General features: G+C 59.6%; 13 protein-coding genes and 1 pseudogene. 10 read left to right on the forward strand and 4 right to left on the reverse strand.

Translation table 11 applies throughout. The features are described from left to right. The first annotated feature begins 92 nt into the window (after positions 1–92). From dnaB to HS122_12830, 6 genes and pseudogenes are all read left to right on the forward strand, one after another. Positions 93–1,513: pseudogene (gene dnaB, locus HS122_12805) on the forward strand (replicative DNA helicase). Further along, entirely contained in the window at positions 1,494–3,848 is a 2,355-nt protein-coding gene (gene bamA, locus HS122_12810) for an outer membrane protein assembly factor BamA (GenBank protein MBE7539278.1), read from the forward strand. Before dnaB ends, bamA begins: the two are co-directional and overlap by 20 nt. A 36-nt stretch (positions 3,849–3,884) precedes the next feature. Continuing rightward, positions 3,885–4,571: an OmpH family outer membrane protein gene (locus HS122_12815; protein ID MBE7539279.1), complete on the forward strand. Its 687-nt coding sequence runs from the start codon at positions 3,885–3,887 to the stop codon at positions 4,569–4,571. A gap of 103 nt (positions 4,572–4,674) precedes the next feature. Next, positions 4,675–5,742: a UDP-3-O-(3-hydroxymyristoyl)glucosamine N-acyltransferase gene (lpxD, locus tag HS122_12820; protein MBE7539280.1), complete on the forward strand. Its 1,068-nt coding sequence runs from the start codon at positions 4,675–4,677 to the stop codon at positions 5,740–5,742. Between the two features lie 18 nt (positions 5,743–5,760). Then, positions 5,761–6,711 (forward strand): ribose-phosphate pyrophosphokinase, encoded by a 951-nt coding sequence (locus HS122_12825; GenBank protein MBE7539281.1) that lies wholly within the window; start codon positions 5,761–5,763, stop codon positions 6,709–6,711. A gap of 77 nt (positions 6,712–6,788) precedes the next feature. Further along, the gene (locus HS122_12830) at positions 6,789–8,255 is read left to right on the forward strand and encodes a Do family serine endopeptidase (GenBank protein ID MBE7539282.1); all 1,467 of its coding nucleotides are present in this window, start codon (positions 6,789–6,791) and stop codon (positions 8,253–8,255) included. A 38-nt stretch (positions 8,256–8,293) separates the two neighbouring features. On the opposite strand, the gene HS122_12835 is transcribed toward HS122_12830, so the two are convergent. After that, positions 8,294–8,872: an orotate phosphoribosyltransferase gene (locus tag HS122_12835; protein ID MBE7539283.1), complete on the reverse strand. Its 579-nt coding sequence runs from the start codon at positions 8,870–8,872 to the stop codon at positions 8,294–8,296. Positions 8,873–8,993: 121 nt separating this feature from the next. Between HS122_12835 and HS122_12840 the strand changes: the two genes are divergently transcribed. Then, positions 8,994–9,836 (forward strand): MBL fold metallo-hydrolase, encoded by an 843-nt coding sequence (locus HS122_12840; protein ID MBE7539284.1) that lies wholly within the window; start codon positions 8,994–8,996, stop codon positions 9,834–9,836. A 31-nt stretch (positions 9,837–9,867) separates the two neighbouring features. On the opposite strand, the gene carA is transcribed toward HS122_12840, so the two are convergent. After that, on the reverse strand, positions 9,868–11,040 hold the full coding sequence (gene carA / locus HS122_12845) for a glutamine-hydrolyzing carbamoyl-phosphate synthase small subunit (GenBank protein MBE7539285.1): 1,173 nt from the start codon (positions 11,038–11,040) through the stop codon (positions 9,868–9,870). Positions 11,041–11,182: 142 nt separating this feature from the next. On the opposite strand from carA, the gene HS122_12850 reads away from it, so the two are divergent. Then, entirely contained in the window at positions 11,183–12,394 is a 1,212-nt protein-coding gene (locus HS122_12850) for a KamA family radical SAM protein (protein ID MBE7539286.1), read from the forward strand. 194 nt (positions 12,395–12,588) lie between these two features. On the opposite strand, the gene HS122_12855 is transcribed toward HS122_12850, so the two are convergent. After that, positions 12,589–13,497: an aldo/keto reductase gene (locus HS122_12855; GenBank protein ID MBE7539287.1), complete on the reverse strand. Its 909-nt coding sequence runs from the start codon at positions 13,495–13,497 to the stop codon at positions 12,589–12,591. 15 nt (positions 13,498–13,512) lie between these two features. After that, the gene (locus HS122_12860) at positions 13,513–14,958 is read right to left on the reverse strand and encodes an aldehyde dehydrogenase family protein (protein MBE7539288.1); all 1,446 of its coding nucleotides are present in this window, start codon (positions 14,956–14,958) and stop codon (positions 13,513–13,515) included. Positions 14,959–15,255: 297 nt separating this feature from the next. Here HS122_12860 and HS122_12865 point away from each other — a divergent pair, with 297 nt between their 5' ends. Further along, the gene (locus tag HS122_12865; protein ID MBE7539289.1) at positions 15,256–18,483 is read left to right on the forward strand and encodes a DUF1553 domain-containing protein; all 3,228 of its coding nucleotides are present in this window, start codon (positions 15,256–15,258) and stop codon (positions 18,481–18,483) included. A 15-nt stretch (positions 18,484–18,498) separates the two neighbouring features. Continuing rightward, positions 18,499–19,950 carry a DUF1501 domain-containing protein gene (locus tag HS122_12870; protein MBE7539290.1) on the forward strand — a complete coding sequence of 484 codons (1,452 nt, stop codon included), beginning with the start codon at positions 18,499–18,501 and terminating at the stop codon, positions 19,948–19,950. The last annotated feature ends 49 nt before the right edge of the window (positions 19,951–19,999 follow it).

Raw genomic sequence — 19,999 nt, forward strand, 5'->3', positions numbered from 1 at the left:
CCGCGACGTTATCGCGGCTTTCCGGTTTTGGGTCTCGCAGCCCCCGTACACGCGGAATGTTTCCGGTCGCTCTCCATTGAATGGAAATCGCAATGCCTGACGACGCGCCCAGCTCCAGGTTGAGACGCAGGCGGGTGGACGGAGCCGGGCCAGCCACCGTGCAGGAGGGCGGCGGCGTCATGGGCCGCACGCTTCCCCATTCAATCGAGGCAGAGGAGTATCTGATTTCCTGCTGTTTTCTCGACGGCCTCGACGTGGTTTCCCGTTGCCTTGAGAGCCGGTTGCATCCCGCTTCCTTCTACGTCCCGGCCCATCGGACGATCTTTGAGAAACTGACCGAACTCTACAACAAGCAGGCTCCGATCGACATCGCCGTTGTCGCCGAGGAATTGAAGGTGGCGCGCCAGCTCGATGAAATCGGCGGGTACGCCTTCCTCACGCAGATTGCCAATCGCATCCCCACCACGGCGCAGGCGAGCTACTTCATCGACAAGGTTCGCGAGCAGGCGCTGCTCCGGGAATTGATTCGCACGGCGACCGGCACGGTCGAACAATGCTACGAATTCAGCGGAGGCATAGACCAGTTTGTCGACACCATTGAGCAGCAGCTTTTTGCGGTGACCCAGAATCGGACCTCGGAGAGCGCGAGGCACATGAAGGAGCCGACCCGCGAGGCCATGAACGTCATCACGAAGATGATGATGAAGAAGGGTGAGCTCACGGGCGTCTCGTCCGGATTCAAGGATCTTGATCAGTTTACGTTCGGTTTTCAGAGGCAGGAAATGATCGTGCTCGCGGCGCGCCCTTCCATGGGCAAGACGTCGCTTGCGCTGAACTTTGCCGAGGCGGCCGCGATGCCGAGGCGAGGCGAAGGTGTGCCAGTGCTGGTGTTTTCGCTTGAAATGGGGGCCGCCCAGCTTGCGCTGCGCATGCTTTGTTCGCGGGCACGCGTCAACATGAAGCTGTTGCGCGATGGCCTGCTCTCCAGGAATGGGGCGGAACAGCAGGAACTCATCAAGGCGGCGGATGAATTTACGAAGTCCCCGATCTTCATTGATGACTCCTCACAACTGACAATCATGGAGTTGCGCGCAAAGGCGCGGCGCCTGAGTTCGCGGCAGAAAATCGGACTCATTGTTGTCGATTACTTGCAGCTGATCGCTCCAACCGATCCGAAGACGCCCCGGGAACAGCAGGTGGCGGAAATATCCAGAGGATTAAAGGGCCTGGCCAAGGAACTTGACGTGCCGGTGATTGTTCTCAGTCAGCTCAACCGTTCAGCCGAAAAGGAAAACCGCACTCAAGACTATCAGATCTGCGTGAATCAGGATCGATTGAGCAAGATGCTGACGTCGTGCTTATGCTCGCACGACCAAAGGAGGCGGAGGAGAGATTCCAAGTCGCCGCGGACTCGGCCGAGTTAATCGTTGCAAAGCAGCGAAACGGACCGGTAGGAGAGTTGAAGCTTACGTTCCTGCGAGACATCACCCGCTTTGAAAACTACACACAGTAACCCGGTTTTCCGGTTGATTCGCCTCGTCGTGATTCTGGCTCTGGCAGCCTCCGGTCCCTGGCGCGCCGCCGCCCAGTCTGCGACACAGCCGGCGGAAACGCCGTTTCGCGTCGGCACCGTGACCGTGAAGTTTGTGGGGGCGGCGAATGTCAACGAGCAGGTCGTGCGGGCCAACATGCAGATGCGCGAGGGAGGGCCGGTTGACGATGCGATCATTGATGGTGACATCCGCTCACTGTACCGCACGGGTCTCTTCGAGTTCATCGAAATCAAGCAGGAAACCCGGCCCGATCACACGAAAAACATCGTTGTTGAAGTGACCCCTAAATTCCGGGTGCTCAGCGTAAAATTTGAAGGCAACAAGAAGGTGAAGTCGCGCCGGCTGGAAAAAGAGATCAAGACCAAGGCGAACTTCGCCCTGGATGAGCGCCAGGTGAAGGAGGACGCGGAAAAGGTCCGGGAGTACTACCAGAAGGCGGGCTACAACCAGATTTCGATCAATTATTCGATCGAACGCGATCGGAGCACGGGCTTCGGCACCGTCATCTTCAAGATAAGGGAGGGCAACAAGGTCCGGATTGGCGAAATCAAGTTTGTCGGCAATGCAAACGTGAAGGCCCGCAAGCTGCGGAAGGAAATGGAGACCAAGCGCTGGTGGATGTTCTCCTGGCTGACGGGATCCGGGCGCTTCAAGGACGACCAGTTTGAAGATGATATCGACAAGGTCCGGGACTACTACCGGGAGCAGGGTTACCTCGATGTCGAAATCGACAACGACAAGATCAAGTATGACTACCCGTCGCCGAACCGGCTCGTCCTGACCATAAATGTGGTGGAGGGAAAGCAGTATCACATCGGAGAAATCACGTTCAATGGAAACAAGCTATACCAGACAGGGCTGCTTCGTTTGATCCTGCGCCAGAAATCAGGCATGGTGTTTCATCCGTCCAAGCTGGATGAGGACGTCACCGCCCTTGAGGATTTTTATGGCCGCGACGGCTACCTGGACACGCGCGTGCGTCTGAATCGCAAACCCAACATTGCGACGGGCAACATCGACATCGAATACCAGGTTCAGGAAAGCGAGAAATACTATGTCGAGTCGGTGAAGATCGAGGGCAACACGAAGACCAAGAGCATCGTGATCCTGCGCGAGCTCGTTCTTGGCCCCGGCGAGGTCTTTGACATGGTCCGCATGAAGATCTCGAAGCAGCGTCTCGAGAACACGCGGTTTTTCGAGGACGTTAACATGACTCCCGAGACCTCGAACATCCCCTCGCGCCGCAATCTCAAGGTTGCGGTGAAGGAGGGGCGCACGGGCAATCTGACCTTTGGAGCCGGGTTCAGTTCGCTCGAAAAGGCGGTGATTTTTGCCGAAATCACGCAATCGAATTTCGACCTGTTCAACCGCCGCAGCTTCTTCCAGGGCGACGGCCAGAAGTTCCGCCTGCGGATGCAGCTCGGCTCGCAGTCCAGTGAACTTGTCCTGTCGTTCGAGGAACCCTGGCTGTTCGAGCGTGAACTGGCGCTCGGATTCAGCATCTTCCGCACGAGCTCCGACTACGACAGCGCGTTCTATGAGGAAATCCGCACCGGTGGAGAGGTTTATCTGCGCAAGCGCCTCTTCGAACTCGTCGAGGCCAAGCTCGCGTACAGTGCGCAGCAGGTGCAGATCAAGAATGTGGAGCAAAACTTCCAGCTTTATTTCCCCGAGGGGAAGAGCTTCCTTTCGACTGTCAGCCTGCAGATGCTGCGCGACACGCGCGACAAGATCGTCAATACGACGATGGGCAATCGCGCTGAATTGAACCTGGACCTGTCGAGCAGCGCCATAGGGTCCGACTTCAACTACTACAAGGCCGAGTTTCGCGGCTCCCAGTTCTTCCCGATCTTTGACACGCAGTCGCAGGTCGTCGCAATCTACGGGCGTATCGGCGTTCTCGATACGTTTGGCCGCAATGACAAGGGCAAGCCGCGGTTCGAGTACTTTACGCTCGGCGGTCCCTACAACCTGCGCGGTTTCGAGTATCGCGATGTGGGTCCCAAGAACCCGTCGGGTGAGCCCATCGGAGGGCAGAGCTACGGATTCTTGTCCGTCGAGTACACCATCGACATCGTGAGCCCGATCCGGTTTGCGATATTCTATGACGCCGGCTTCGTCAACGAGGGCCCGTACGATTTCAACCCGAGCAAGTATAACGACAACTTCGGCTTTGGCCTGGGCCTGTTTGTCGCGGGTGCTCCGCTTCGCCTCGATTTCGGCATCCCCATCACCGGCGACCGATTCAACAAGAAGGGTAATCAATTTAACTTTTCTTTCGGCACGCGTTTCTGATCTCCTTCCCTTTCCCTGGCATCTCTCAACATACTTATGAACAACGTCCTCCGACTCGTTTTCTCACTGGCCGTCCTCGGCTCCTCGACGCTCTTGATGCAGGCGCAGCCTGCGCCGAAGATCCTGGTCGTCGATATGCAGAAGGTCTTCGAAAGCCACTACAAGACCGAAGACAACACCGCAAAGCTGCGGGCAGATGAACAAAAGGCCCAGGTCGAGCTTGAGCGCCTATCCAAGGAGGGCCAGGCCATTGTCGACACTTACAAGGAGCTGGTAGAGGCAGTCGAAAGCACGCGAAGCAGCCCGGTTGCCTCGAACGATGCGAAGGCAAAGGCTGAGAAGGCGGCGCAGGACAAGATGCAGGAAATTCAGAAAAAGCAGCAGGAAGTGCAGCAATTCCGTGCCAATGTGGAGCGCCACCTGCAGCAGCGCCTGCAGCTTTTCCAAGAGCAGATTCTTGAGGAAATCAGCAAGATCGCGACGGAAATCGCCAGGAAGAAGGGTGCCACGATACTCGTGGACAAGTCGGGTCGCACTAATTTCGGCATCTCCAATTTCATCTATCTGGATCCGGCCTATGAGATCACGGACGAGGTTCTCAAGGAGGTGAACAAGGATCGTCCGGCTGTTACCCCGAAACCTGCGGAGGCCCCTGCGGCCGCGGCGCCAGCCCCGGCGGCGAGCGAAACGCCTTCCGTATCATTCCCGGGCGCCAAGAAATAGCCCCCTCGGTAAAGACCCAATTCATTCGACCCGCCTGACACCCGTCCGGCGGGTTTTTCATGCCCGCAGTTGCCTCCATTGATTCAACCTCCACGCTCGCTCCATGCAGGTCTCCTTTTCCACTGACGAGATTGCCGCAATCACGCAGCCGCGCGCGATCAAGGGATCCACGGCTGAAAGGATCCGGGGATTTGCCGGATTGGCGGGGGCAGAGCAGGGTGAGCTCTCCTTTTTGGGAAACAACAAGTACCGCTCGCAGGTGGCCGGCAGCCGGGCATCCATCATTCTGCTGCCATCAGACTATTCCGGCGAACCAGCCAGTGGCCAGGTGTACCTGTGGGTCGACAATCCATCGATTGCACTTTCGAGGATCTGCGCACGCGTTGAACAGGCGCTCTGGCCAAAACCCGCCCCAGGCATTCATCCAAGTGCGGTGGTTGCAGGAAGTGCGAGGATTGCCGCCAGCGCCACGGTGGGTCCGCTCTGCGTGGTGGAGGAGGACGCCGTCATCGGTGAGCGTTGCCACATTCAAGCGCAGGTTTTCATTGGTCGCGCCGCCTCGCTGGCCGAAGACTGCTGGCTGCAGCCGGGATCCGTCGTCGCAACTTCATGCCGCCTCGGCGCCCGAGTCCGACTTCACCCGGGAGTGGTTGTCGGATCCGATGGCTTTGGCTATGACTTTGTCCAGGGACGTCACGAAAAAGTCCCCCAGGTGGGTCATGTGGAAGTGGGTTCGGATGTGGAAATCGGGGCGAACTCCACGCTGGATCGCGCACGTTTCAGCCGCACGCTGGTCGGGCAGGGGACCAAGATCGACAATCTTGTCCAAGTCGGCCACAATGTGACTGTTGGAAAGCACTGCCTTCTGTGCGCACAGGTCGGCATTTCCGGAAGCGCAACGATTGAGGACTATGTGGTGATAGGTGGTCAGGCGGGAATCGGCGGACACATCACGATAGGCAAGGGATCCAAGATTGCAGGCCAGGCCGGTGTGACATCTGAAACCGTGCCAGGCAGCTACCTTCGCGGCACTCCGGCAATATCCTTTCAACTTGAGCAGCGCATCAATGTGCTGAAACAACGGCTTCCCGGGTTGTTCAAACGCGTGAAGGGACTGGAGGAACAGATCGAGAGTCTAAAAATGTCTTCCGCGCAGCGGGAGGTTCGGTAACGTCGGGCAACCGCACACATGAGCAACAGGCCCGGTCTGAAAATATTCTCTGGCAATTCGAATCGCCCGCTCGCCGAGGAAATATGCCGCCACATTGGCATTTCCCTCGCCGAGGCGACGGTCACAAGCTTTCCCGACGGGGAGTCGTTTGTTAAGATCAACGAGAACATCCGCGGTTATGATGTCTTTCTCGTGCAGTCGACCTGCCCGCCGTCGAACCATCACGTGATGGAGCTGCTGATCATGATCGATGCCTGCCGTCGCGCGTCGGCCCATCGCATCACGGCGGTGATGCCGTTCTACGGGTATGCCCGGCAGGACCGCAAGGATCAGCCGCGGGTGCCCATCACTGCCAAACTGGTTGCCAACCTGCTGACAGCCGCGGGCGCCAATCGCGTGCTGACAATGGATCTTCACTCGCAGCAGATCCAGGGCTTCTTCGACATACCGGTCGATCATCTCTACGCATCGCCGACACTCTTCAAGTACCTCGCGCAGACACCGAACAACAATCTTGTCGTCTGCTCGCCGGACGTGGGCGGCATGAAAATGGCCGCCGCCTATTCCGACATGCTGGGTGCCGGCCTCGGATTGGTCGCGAAGAAACGCACCAGCGCGACGCATGTCGAGGCGATCAACGTCGTGGGCGACGTCAAGGGGTGCGACGTGCTGCTGGTTGACGACATTACGGAAACCGCGGGCACGCTGACAGCCGCCGCGCGACTGGTTCGGGAACACGGCGCCCGCAGCGTGCGCGCCGCAGTGAGCCATTGCATCCTCAGCGATATCGCCCGCGACCGGCTTGCGGAGGGGCTGATCGACGAGTTGATCATCACCAACTCAATTCCAAACGATCCCAGGGGTCTGCCGATCACCATACTCAGCGTGGCCGGTCTGCTCGGCGAGGCGATCCTTCGAATCAACAACAACGAGAGCGTGACCGGGCTGTTCAAGGTCAAGGGTTTCTGAGCATCGCCTCGGAGATTGATGTTCCCCCGGGCGGTCGCCATCGATCCGGCGCCACGCTCGATGATCCACTTTAGCGGATGAGCTTTTCCACCATTCTCTCCACTGTCGTTGTTTTGATCATGATGCTGCCCGCGATGGCTCCGGCCGTCGAGAGGAGCCGGCCTGCTGAAACCGCGAGGCCCGAGATCAAGGTGGACTCCACGGCGCTTGAAAACAGGCCTGGTGCGGCGATCGCGAGCTACGCGGATGTCGTGCAGACTGCCCAGCGCGCCGTCGTATCCGTCAACGTCACCAAGATCATCACGCAACGCCGCGCGGGGAATCCACTGCTCGACCAGTTCTTCGGGGGGCGGCTGCCCAGGGAACGCGAGGCGCGCGAGCAGGGCATCGGCTCGGGGGTCATTGTATCCAGGAACGGATACATTCTCACGAACAACCATGTGGTGGAGGGTGCGGATGCGCTGAATGTGACGCTGCCGGACGAGCGGGAGTTCACGGCGCGCGTGATCGGTGCGGATCCGCAGACGGATGTGGCGGTGATCAAGGTCGATGCCGACGATCTTCCCGCGCTGACCCTCGCCGATTCCGACAGGATGCGGGTGGGTGATGTGGTCTTTGCCATAGGCAACGCCCTGGGGATCGGACAGACCGTGACCATGGGCATCGTGTCCGCACTTGGACGCAACAATCTCGGTCTCCTGGACCGGGAGGATCAGGTGGGGTATGAAAACTTCATCCAGACGGACGCGGCGATCAACATGGGCAATTCCGGCGGTGCTCTCATCGACGCAAAAGGGCGCCTCGTCGGCATCAACACCGCGATTGTCTCAACCACGCGTGGAAACATCGGCATAGGCTTCGCCATCCCCGTAAACCTCGCCTCGATGGTCATGCACAGCCTGGTGGAGACGGGTTCGGTGGCGCGGGGATTTCTGGGCGTGAATGTGGATCCGCTCACGGCGAACCTTGCGGAGGCGATGGGCCTTGGAAAGGAGGCTCGCGGGGTGATTGTCACGCAGGTGGAGCCGGGCAGCCCGGCGGAGAAGGCGGGGTTGAGGCAGGGTGATGCGATCCTTTCCATCAACGAACGCACCGTGGCTTCCCGTCAGGATCTGCGCCTGTTCATCTCCCAGTTTGCCCCCGGCACGGAAGTACGTGTGAAGACGGTCAGGGTTGACGGCAGGGGGCGCCGGCGCGGCGGCGGGCAACCAACGGAAATGGAAATGACCGTCAAGCTTGGGAAGCGAAACGACGGTATCGGAAACGATGAGATTCTTGCCGGCGTCAGGGTTGCCTTGGTCACGGATGAGGTGAGGGAGCGGCTGAATCTCGAGGATCGGGTGAAGGGTCTCGTGGTCACGGAGGTCGACCCGGCATCGCCTTTTGCCGAACAATTCGCGCCGAATGTGGTCATTCTCGAGGTCAACCGTGTTCCCGTGAACAGCCTCGAAGCGGCACGCGAAGCGATCGTGAACGGACAGAACAATCTTTTCCTCGTCTACTATCGCAGAGCCTACCGCTATCTGCCTGTTCCCGTGCCCTGAGCGAACGCGCCGGCTGCCGAGCCACACAGACGCGGATTTCAGCTGCCGGGCTTCTCAATTGGGATTTTCTTGAGCGAATCCGGAAGTGCGTCAGGAGCGTGGGTGGGAAAACTCAGCTCGAGCAGCGAGAAGGAAGGAACTTCGAACCTTGCGCTCTTTTCGCTGCGATCGACGAGCATGGCGACCGCGGCGGGCTCGCCTCCATTTTTTCGGACAATGTCCAGGCATTCGATGACGCGGCCGCCACGGGTGACCACATCCTCGACGATGAGAACCTTTTCCCCGGGGGAGAGCTTGAACCCTCGTCGCAGGACCAGGACATTGTTTTCCTTTTCAGCAAAAATGTAACGGGCTTTCGACTGGCGCGCGACCTCCTGGCCGATGACGAGGCCTCCCATCGCCGGTGCGAGAACGGTTGTGAAGGCGATCTCCGGCCTCGCATGGATCTTTCGAAGGAGGAGTTCGGTGAGACGGGTGACCGCGTCCATGTGCTGGCAGACCTGGGCGCACTGGAAGTAGTATTCGCTATGGAGGCCCGAACGGAGGACAAAATGGCCGCGGAGCAGGGCCTTGGTGCGAGTGAAGATTTCCAGAACCTCTGTCTGTTGGGCGTCCATTTCAGAGAACGCTGGAGGCTGCAACCCGGCGTGCCAAAGGGATTTTTTGGATATCCCGCGCGCGAGCCGGGAGCGTCCATCAGGACCTTGCACAGTGTCGCATCTGCGGCATACTGTCGCTGTGGTCATTGAACGCACACCACTTGAGGATGAACTGGGCGACGTGCTCGACAAGGCGCTGCGTCGTTGTGACATCACTGAAGCCCTGCTGGCGCAACGCTCAGGCGTGCCGGAATCCAAGATACGCGACGCCATCGACTATCGCTACGAGCTGGACGCGGTGGAACTGAACCGCATCGCCTCAATTCTGGGTCTCAATGAAGTCGGATTTCGCGCCATTGCGGAGGGCCGCTATCCCGTTCCGGAGGTGTGCGGGCTCCCTTTCTGCCTTTACCCGCTGCGCATGCCGCATGGCATTGGAGTGGCAAACGCCTACGTGGTGGCGGATTGTTCGCGGCAGAATGGCATTTTGTTCGATGCCGGCCCGAGTGCCGCCGGATTGCGCCGGCTATGGCCGGCGCGCATTCGTGATCTCGACGCTGTGTTTGTGACCCATGCGGAGACCGAGCATGTCGGAGGTCTGGAGGAAGCACGGATGCGAGGGAGTCCGCCAATATTCGCTCCGCCCGGGAGCAGTCTGCCAGGCTCGACGCTGGTTGGTGAGGGCGCCAAACTGGAATTTGCGGGTTTCACTGTGGAGGTTTGGGGTACGCCCGGACACACGGAGGCGCATAACTGCTATCTTGTCAGGGCGACCGCGGCACGGGCTGGGGCGGCGCTGCTGGTTTCAGGAGATCTGATATTCGCGGGCTCTGTTGGGAGCGCTTTCTTCTGCCGGGACCGCATGCAGGCAAGCACACGGCGCATTTTCCATCAATTGCCCCCATCGACGGTCATCGCGCCGGGACACGGTCCGTTGACGACAATCGAGAACGAGCGCGCCTACAATCCGTTTGCCGTCTGATCCTGTCGAGAGTGCGGTGCCGCAGGGCGCATCAAGCCTTGCCGGCTTTTCGTGCTTCAACGAGCCGGTAAAAGTCGGTGAAAAGCGGGTCGGCGTCGTTGGGTCCTGGAGCGGCTTCCGGGTGGTACTGCACTGAAAAGACAGGCAGCGAGGAATGTCGCAGGCCCTCGACGGTGTCATCGTTGAGGTTGATTTCGGTGACCTTCGCCCCTGATTTCTCCAAGCTTCTGGGGTCCGTGGCGAATCCGTGATTTTGCGCCGTTATGGACACTTTTCCGGTTTCGAGATTCTTGACCGGCTGGTTGCCACCGCGGTGGCCGAACTTCAGCTTGAATGTCGAACCGCCCAGTGCGTGCGTGAGCATCTGGTGTCCGAGGCAGATGCCGAAAATCGGGAAATCAGGAAGCAGATTGATGACCGTCTTGTGCACGTAGTCCAAGGCGGCGGGATCTCCGGGGCCGTTGGAAAGAAACACGCAGTCCGGGCGGTGTTCGCGAATGAGCTCCGGTGCGGCCATGGCGGGAAAGACCTGCACATCAAAACCATGGTTCACCAGCTTTCGGAATATCGAATGCTTCGCGCCGTAGTCGAAGGCGGCCACGCGGAAGCGCCTTGCGGGAGGCGGAGCGGCGTTCATTGTGGTGCCCACGGGAAGATAGGAGGCGTTGAAGTTGGCCGGATCGTCCTCCTTCCAGAGAAAGGGCTCGCTTGCGGTAACGCTGCGTACGTAGTCGGCGCCCGCCATGTCCCGCCAGGACCGTGCCAGCCGGACCGCCTCGGTGTCGCTTATCGGCAGGGTGCTCAGGCAGCATTTCATGGCGCCGTCGACACGCAGTTTTTTTGTCAGGGCGCGTGTATCAATTTCGCTGATACCGGGAATGCCGTGGCGCTTCAGGTAGTCGCTGAGAGACTGTTCGCTGCGCCAGTTGGAGACGACCGGCGACAGCTCCCTCACGACGAGCCCCGAGCACTTGGGGATCTTCGCCTCGGAATCGGCGCCCGTGATCCCGTAATTGCCTATTTGCACTGCGGTAAGGGTCACAATCTGGCCGAAGTAGGAGGGGTCTGTGACGATTTCCTGATAGCCCGTCATCGAGGTGTTGAATACACATTCCCCGGCAACCGTGGCATCGGCTCCAAAGGCCATCCCTCGGAAGAGGGAGCCGTCTTCAAGTGCAAGGAGTGCGGGCTTGGATGTGGACATTAAAGCCGAACGAAAGGATGCGAATGCGCTTCTGCCAAGGGTTTTCCGACATTGACCACATTTCCGGCATCCCGACCGGCGATGAACAATGTGGTGTGTCGTTTGACATCAATGGCTAGGCACCTGATTGTCCCTGAACTCGATGGCATACCAAGAAGATCGTTCGGTTTGGTTTGAAGGGCAGGGCCTTTGGCAGCATGTGCCCGCAACACAGTGGCAGGACTGGATCTGGCAGCTCAAGAATCGCATCACGACGCTGGATCAGTTGGAAATGTACATGACGCTGACCCCGGAGGAACGCAGGGGAGTCGCCTTTGCCGGCAAGAAACTGGCGCTGGCAATTACTCCGTACTTTTTCAATCTAATCGATCGCAACGATCCCAATTGCCCGATTCGCAAACAGGTCATCCCTCGCGAAGGAGAGATGTATGTCGCGAAGGAGGAAATGCTCGATTCGCTCGGCGAGGATGAGCATTCGCCAGTACCCGGGCTGGTCCACCGGTATCCGGACCGCGTGCTATTCCTGGTGACAGATCGCTGTGCATCCTATTGCCGCTATTGCACCCGCAGCAGGCTCGTGTCCAACGCCCAGGACTACAATTTTCATCCCGAGTACGAGCAGGGATTGCGATACATTGAATCCCATCCGGAGGTTCGCGACGTCCTGCTTTCGGGAGGAGATCCCTTGCTTCTGTCAGACAAGAAGATCGAGCACCTGCTAAGTCGCCTGCGGGCTATCAAACACGTTGAGTTCATCCGGATTGGGTCGCGAATCCCCGTCTTTCTTCCCCAGCGCATCACTCCCGAGCTCTGTGAAATTTTCAGGAAATACGGACCGATCTGGATGAGTATTCACGTGAACCATCCGAAGGAAGCGACCGCGGAGCTGCGAGATGCGTGTGAGCGACTTTCCTTTGCCGGCGTGCCGCTAGGAAACCAGAGCGTGCTCCTGGCGGGCGTGAATGATGACGTTGACGTTATGAAGGCGCTGGTCCACCGCCTGTTGCGGATGCGCGTACGGCCCTACTATCTCTACCAAATGGATCTCATCACGGGAGGATCCCACTTCAAGGTCGATGTACGGAAGGGTTTGGAAATCATTGAAGGTCTGAGAGGTTACACCACGGGATATGCTGTTCCTCAATATGTGATCGATGCTCCTGGCGGGGGAGGAAAAGTTCCGCTCAATCCGAACTATGTCCACGCGATTACTGAGGACGAAGTCATCTTCCACAACTATGAGGGGCGCGAGTTCAGGTATCCGTTGAAGTCAACCCAACTGACTGTTTCCGAGGATGCGCGTGCCATCATGAACGAAGTGAGTGGAGCGGGAAAAATTTCAGAAAAAAATTGAGCGAAACTGAAAACACCGCGTCTACCTTTACGTACACAACTGACGCTTAGGTAACGGCAGTTGTTTGTAGTTCTTACGGTTTGCTTGGTGTTAGGTCACAAGGCCGCCTCTGAAAAGAGGCGGCCTTAGTGTTTGCGGTGAAGGGGAAACAGCGAGCGATCGCTCGTATCTCGGGCACTTTTGGACGTCTCGACTTAGCAGGCGTTCAATGCTGAGAGAAGGGAAGGCTCGTCCACCTTCAACGCGTCAAACGCCTGGTCGATGTGAGAAAGGGAACGGCCGCCGATGAGTACCGAGGTGATGCCTGGCTGGTGCAGCGCCCACACCAGGGCCAAGTGCGACATTGTTTGACCCGTTTGATCCGCAAGTTTCGCAAGGTTTTCCAAGCGGCGCGCCGCGGTCGGCTGGAAGTAGATCGCCTGATGTCCGGGAATGACGTCAAAACGCGATCCCGGTTGAACACCCTCCCGGTGCTTGCCTGTCAGAAAGCCGGCGCCCAGGGGGCTGTAGGTGACAATGCCGACACCATTTTCCCGGCAGAGCGCGCGCAGTGCGTCATCAACGTCCCGAACCGCGAGGTTGTTGTTGTTCTGGATGAATTGAAAACGGGTGAGACCAAGTGCCGACTGACGGGCGAGTGTCGCGCGGAGTTGTTCGCCGGAAAAGTTGCTGGCTCCGATATGACGAACGCGCCCGCAGTGCACGAGCCGGTCGAGTGCTCCCAGTGTTTCAGTCGTTTCGACCTGGGGGTCCCACTTGTGCAGATAGAGCAGATCGATGACTTGCACTCCGATGCGATCCGCGCTGGCTGCAACGGCGCTGTCGAGCGCCGCGGGCGAATAGGGCGGCAGGACCTTTGTCGCGACAGTAACACTTGTCCGGAGCGACTCGTGGGATGCCAGCCAGGCGCCGACAATCCGTTCGGACTCACCGGCCGAATAGGCGGCCGCGGTGTCGATGTGCGTCATGCCGCGCGCGACGGCGTGATCGATCAATGCATGAGCGGCGGCGGCATCGATCTCCCGTCCAAACGTGGCGCCACCCAGGCTCAGGCGGCTTATGGTGAGGTTCGCGGGTAGGGGGAGTCCGGGTGAAAGGGGCATGCGTTGTTGGTGGATTCAGGTGCGAAGGCCGGGCGGTGTTCGGATGACCAGGTTGCGGATTTCTGTCATGTCCTCCATCGCAAAGCGCACGCCCTCGCGTCCGAGGCCGCTGTCCTTCACTCCTCCATAAGGCATGTGGTCGACACGCCAGGAAGGCACATCACCGACAATCACGCCGCCGACCTCCAGTTCATCCCACGCACGCTGCATCTTGTAGAGATCGCGTGTGAACACGCCGGCCTGCAGGCCGAATGCGCTGTCGTTTGCCATGCGCAGCGCCTCGTCGAAATCGTCGTAGGCGGACAGGACGGCAACGGGTCCGAATGCCTCGCACCTGCAGACGTCCTGGTCGGAGGGAACATTCTCGAGCAGGGTGGCCGGAAGCATGGAGCCGCTGCGTTTGCCCCCGCAAAGGAGCCGAGCGCCAGCCTGCTGCGCGGACTGAATCCACGCTTCGAGGCGGCGCGCCTCGCTCTCGGAGATCATCGGGCCGATAAAAGTCTTCTCGTCCTTGGGATCGCCACAAACGAGAGTTTGCGTACGCGCGACAAGCAGGTCCTTCACCTTCGTGTAAATCGACCGGTGGATCAGGACACGCTGGACGCTGATGCAACTCTGCCCCGATTGATAGAAGGCTCCGAACACAATCCTCGCGACGGCATCTTCAAGATCCGTCCAGTCCGGTTCGATGATGCACGCGGCGTTGCCGCCGAGTTCAAGCACCACCTTCTTTTTTCCGGATCGCGCCTTGAGGGCCCATCCCACATCGGGCGAACCGGTGAAGCTGAGAAGCTTCAGACGCTCGTCCGTGGTGAACAGGTCCGCGCCGTCCCGCTGGCAGGGCAGGATGGAAAAGGCGCCGGCGGGCAGATCCGTTTCAGCAAGGACTTCGCCGATCAGGAGTGCGCCGATGGGAGTCCGGCTGGCGGGTTTGAGGACAAACGGGCAGCCGACGGCGATTGCCGGGGCGATCTTGTGGGCTGCGAGATTCAACGGAAAGTTGAATGGCGAGATGAAGGAACAGGCGCCAATCGGCACGCGACGATACATGCCGCGATACCCGCGGGAGCGCGGCGAGATCTCGAGGTTCATGACCTCACCGCCCATGCGCGTCGCTTCCTCGGCGGCTATCTTGAACGTGTCAATCAGTCGGCTGACCTCGCCGCGACTGTCCGTGATCGGCTTCCCCGCCTCGATGCACAGTGCCTGTGCGAGTTCCTCGCGCCGGTCCGTAAAGCGTGCCACGCAGTGCGTCAGCACCGCCTTGCGCTCGTAGGCGGGGAGGTGGCGCATGGGGGCTTCGGCCGCGTGGGCAGAGGCGATCGCCTGCTCGATGATGCCACGATCCGCATTGGCGACGCGGGTCGCCGGAAGCCCAGTGTACTTGTCCGCAACCACGAGATCCTGATTTGGGCTTTCAGGTCGGTTTGCCAGGTACAATGGATACGATGACTTGAGCATGGGATGCCTTTTCGTTGTGGACCTTCGCTTCGCAGAAATGAGCACAGGATCCGATGCATGTTATGCAAAGCCGTGTGCGTTGCAATTGGCACGCTCAACCTACTGGTGAGGGGGGATGACCACTGGCTGAATTGCGCCATGGCGGGGCAATCTCCTGCTTCGGTAGAAATGCGACCCATGGAATAATTGAACGCGCGCCGGGCTTGCGATTTCACGATATTTGCTGGTGGAAATCAGCGCCATCGGGCGCGTTTCGATTGGCAAACTCATGATGCCCCGGCAACGTCGCGTCATCTCATGTGCCTGCGCTCGCGCATCGCCGAATTCAGTCTCCGCCCTGTGCTGCGTTCTGCCGGGCTGACGGGCCGATTGCCATGGGTAGTGTGCCTGCTGCTTTCGGCTGCGTGCGTCTGCAAGGCGCAGCGGCGGATTGATTTTCGCTGGGACGTCCTGCCGATCCTTTCAGACGCCTGCTTTCGCTGTCATGGCCCTGATGAACCAAAACGTGAGGCAAAGCTGAGGCTCGATACAAGGGATGGAATCTTTCGAACGCATGAGGGAGTCACTGTGGTGCAGCCGGGAAGGCCGGGCGGCAGCGCCCTGATTCAGCGGGTGAAAAGCCGGGATCCTGAGAAGGTGATGCCACCGCGGAATGCGGTTCGGCAACTCACATCCCTGGAGATCGCCACACTTGAACGATGGGTCGCTGACGGTGCCCCATGGTCGGGACACTGGGCGTTCGCACCCATTGAGAAGCCGTCCCCACCGGTCAGGAGTGGAAGGAACATGACGCCCATGGACAGCTTTGTGATCGATCGACTCATGCGCGAGAAATGGGCGCTTTCGCCGGAAGCGGATCGCGAACGGCTCCTTCGCCGAGTCAGCCTGGACATCACCGGACTCCCGCCAACGCCGGCGGAGCGTGCGGCATTTCTCGCCGATGAATCGACCGATGCCTATGAGCGGGTGGTGGACCGGCTGCTTGCCTCGCCCCGGTATGGCGAGCGCATGGCTGCGGAATGGATGGATATTGCCCGTTTCGCGGACACGCACGGCTACCAGATGGACCGCGCGCGGGCGATGTGGCCGTGGCGCGACTGGGTCATCCAGGCATTCAACAGGAACATGCCCTACGACCAGTTTGTCACCGAGCAGCTTGCAGGCGATCTGCTGCCTTCACCGACAAAGTCGCAGCGTCTCGCCACGGCTTTCAATCGCCTTCACAACCAGAATGAGGAGGGTGGGATTGTCGATGAGGAGTACCGGCAGGCCTATGTTGCGGATCGGGTTGTCACATTCGGCACGGCATTTCTCGGACTGACGCTCGATTGCGCGCGCTGTCACGATCACAAGTTTGATCCGATCACCCAGAAGGACTTTTATTCGCTCGCTGCCTTCTTTCAGAACATCGACGAGGCGGGACAGATCAGCTACAAGGGTTTCGCCGACTCGATGCCGGTGCCCACGCTGCTGCTCACCACTGATGAGCAGGATCGACAGCTTGAGGAACTGCGGCGGAAAACCGAAGCCGCGGAGCGCAGGCTTCGGGAAATCGGGCGGAACGCGAACGCCGATTTCCTCGAATGGCTGTCGCATCAGGGCGGATTGCCCGACCGACTTCCCGGGCTTGTCGCCAGCTTCTCCTTTGACGAGCTGATCGAGGGAAGGACGACGAATGCGGTTGATGAAGGCCATCCGGGAATTGCCGTCGAGGCTCCGGGAATGGTCGCCGACCGCGGCGGCCGGGTCGTCGAATTCAGCGGGGAAAACGGATTTAGGTTTCCGCAGGTCGCCCAGTTTCACCGCACGGATGCCTTCACGCTGGCCGTCTGGGTGCATGCGCCATCTGCGTCATATTCCCCGCGTGCGGTGATCCTGCACCGATCCAAGGCATCGACGGACGCGGGCAGCCGTGGTTATGAAATCTTGCTCGAGAATGGGCATGTTTCGTTCGGTCTGCACTACCTGTGGCCAGGAGCATCCATCAAGGTCATCACGCGTGCACCCATTGGTCGCGGAACCTGGACCCATGTTGCCGTGACCTACGACGGATCGAGCCGTGCCGGAGGAGTTGGAATCCACATCAATGGTGAACGCGCAGTCGCCGACACTGTGCGCGACGGATTGTTCAAGGACATCACCTACGAGAAGTCTGAGCCAGACCTGGCCGTTGGGTTCCGGTTTCGCGACAGTGGGTTCACCGGTGGAAAGATCGACGACTTGCGCGTCTTCAACCGGGAGCTGACAACGCTGGAAATCGAGTCACTCGCCGGGAAGGGTGGCCTGCAGGATGCCTGGAGGACCCGTGCCGAAGCCTTGACTGAGGCGCAGCGAAAGGGTTTGCGGGAGTACTTCCTGAGCGCAGTCCATCCACCATCGCTGGAAGCTAAAGCGGAATTGAAGCGCCTGAGAGACGAGCAGAATCGCATCGTGCAATCGGTGTCGGAGGTGATGGTCATGCAGGAGATGCCCGGTCCTCGGAAGGCTCATGTGCTTGTGCGTGGCGCCTACGATTCGCCCGGGGAGGAGGTCGGCGCCGGAACCCCGGCATCCCTGCCGGCGATGGCGCCGGAGCTTCCAAGGAATCGCCTTGGGCTGGCGCGATGGCTGACAAGCCCGAGCAATCCCCTGATGGCCCGGGTGACGGTCAATCGCATCTGGCAGATGATGTTTGGACACGGGCTGGTGGAAACGAGCGACAACTTTGGCCTGCAGGGTGCACAGCCGACCCATCCGGAGCTGCTCGACTGGCTCGCAAACGATTTCATTGCGAGCGGTTGGAATATCAAACGGGCCATCCGACAGATCGCGGTTTCAGCGACCTATCGCCAGGGCTCGATTGGATCCCCGGAAAGCATGGCCCGTGATCCGCAGAATCACCTCCTCGCGCGCGGCCCGTCGCGGCGCCTTTCTGCGGAGATGCTTCGGGACCAGGCGCTGGCATTGAGCGGGCTGCTCATCGAGAGACTGGGCGGTCCGAGCGTGAAGCCCTATCAGCCCCCGGGGTTGTGGGAGGAAATCACGGCGGACAAGGCTGCCTACAATCAGGGCACGGGGGAGGATTTGCACCGGAGGAGCCTCTATACCTTCTGGAAACGAACTGTGCCGCCGCCAGCGATGATTCTTTTCGATGCCGCCGAACGAAACGTGTGCACGGTCAGGCGTCAGACCACGAGCACGCCCCTTCAGGCACTTGTGCTGTTGAACGATGTCCAGTGGGTTGAAGCGGCGCGATTCATTGGCGAGCGCATGCTGACCGAAGGAGGCGAGGATCCAAAGTCGCAACTGGCGTGGGTTTTTGCGCTCGTGACAGGCCGCCACCCAGATGAGCGCGAATCCGCAGTTCTGCGGAAGATGCATGATGAGCAGATCGAACTGTTTGCCGATGAACCCGCCGCCGTGGATCGCCTGAATGCGATGGGGGAGTCGAAAGGGAACCCGGCGCTGCCAGCCAGCAGGCGCGCTGCTGCGACAGTCGTTGCCCTGGCGCTTCTGAGTTTTGACGAAACGGTCCATTGCCGATAGGGAGTTTCCTGCAGCATGTTTTGCGATCACGTCAATTTCAGTCTGAGCCGCCGCGAATTCTTCGGTCGCTTCGCCATGGGCGTGGGAGGCCTGGCATTGATGAATCTGCTTCACCGCGGTGCCAGGGCGAATCCATTGGCGCCCGGCGGCGCCGGGTATGGCGGGCTGGGCGCTCCACATTTCGCGCCCAAGGCGAAGCGAGTCATCTATCTCTTCATGGCGGGAGGTCCGTCGCAGCACGATCTTTTCGATTACAAGCCGCTCTTGAACCGGATGAATGGACAGGACCTTCCGGAGAGTGTGCGGGGCACGCAGCGCCTGACGGGGATGTCGGTGAATCAGGCGCGGCTTCCGCTCGCCGGCGCGCAGTTCAACTTCAGGCAGCATGGCCAGTGCCGGGCGTGGGTGAGCGAGCTGATGCCGCACACTGCCAGAATCGTGGATGACCTCTGCTTCATCCGCTCGATGCACACCGAGCACATCAATCACGATCCAGCGATCACGTTTTTCCAGACTGGAAACCAGCTGCCGGGGAGGCCCGCGATCGGAGCCTGGCTGTCGTACGGGCTTGGAAGCGCCAATGAAAACCTGCCTGCCTTTGTCGTGTTGATTTCGAAGGACCGGATCGACCAGCCGCTGTATGCGCGGCTCTGGGGCAATGGATTTCTTCCCAGTGTTCACCAGGGTGTGCAGTTCAGGAGCGGTGCGGATCCCGTTCTTTTTCTGAAGAATCCCGATGGCATTTCCGCGACGGGCCGCCGAAAGATGCTCGACAGGCTCGCCGAGTTGAGTGCGCACCAGTTCGAGAATCTGGGAGATCCCGAGATCACCTCCCGGGTTGCGCAATACGAGATGGCATATCGCATGCAGACCAGCGTGCCGAGTGTGATGGATCTCAGCCGCGAGCCTGCCTCCACGTATGAGCTCTATGGTGATGAGGCCAGGCAGCCAGGGACGTTTGCCGCCAACTGTTTGCTCGCCCGCCGGCTTGCGGAAAAGGATGTCCGGTTCATCCAGCTCTACCACCCGGGATGGGATCAGCATGGCTCGCTTCCAAAGATGATCCGGCGTCAATGTGCCGACGTCGACCGTGGCTGTTTCGCTCTGATTTCCGATCTCAAGCAAAGAGGCATCCTGGAGGATACGCTGGTGGTCTGGGGAGGAGAATTTGGCCGGACCGCCTATTCGCAGGGCAAACTGACGGCAGACGACTATGGTCGGGACCACCATCCCCGTTGTTTCACCGTCTGGCTGGCCGGAGCGGGAATCAAGCCGGGCTACGTCCATGGCGCCACCGATGACTTCGGCTACAACATCACGGAAAATCCTGTCGGTGTGCATGATCTCCAGGCAACGATGCTGCACCTCCTCGGCATCGATCACGAAAGGCTGACATTCAAGCACCAGGGCCGCTATTTTCGCCTTACGGACGTCGAGGGTGCGGTGGTGCGGAACATTCTGGCATGACTTCCGCGCTGCAATCCGGCTGCTGGTGATGTCGCTGGATGAAAGTGAT

The organism is Opitutaceae bacterium (genome assembly GCA_015075305.1).
Lineage (GTDB): Bacteria > Verrucomicrobiota > Verrucomicrobiia > Opitutales > Opitutaceae > UBA6669.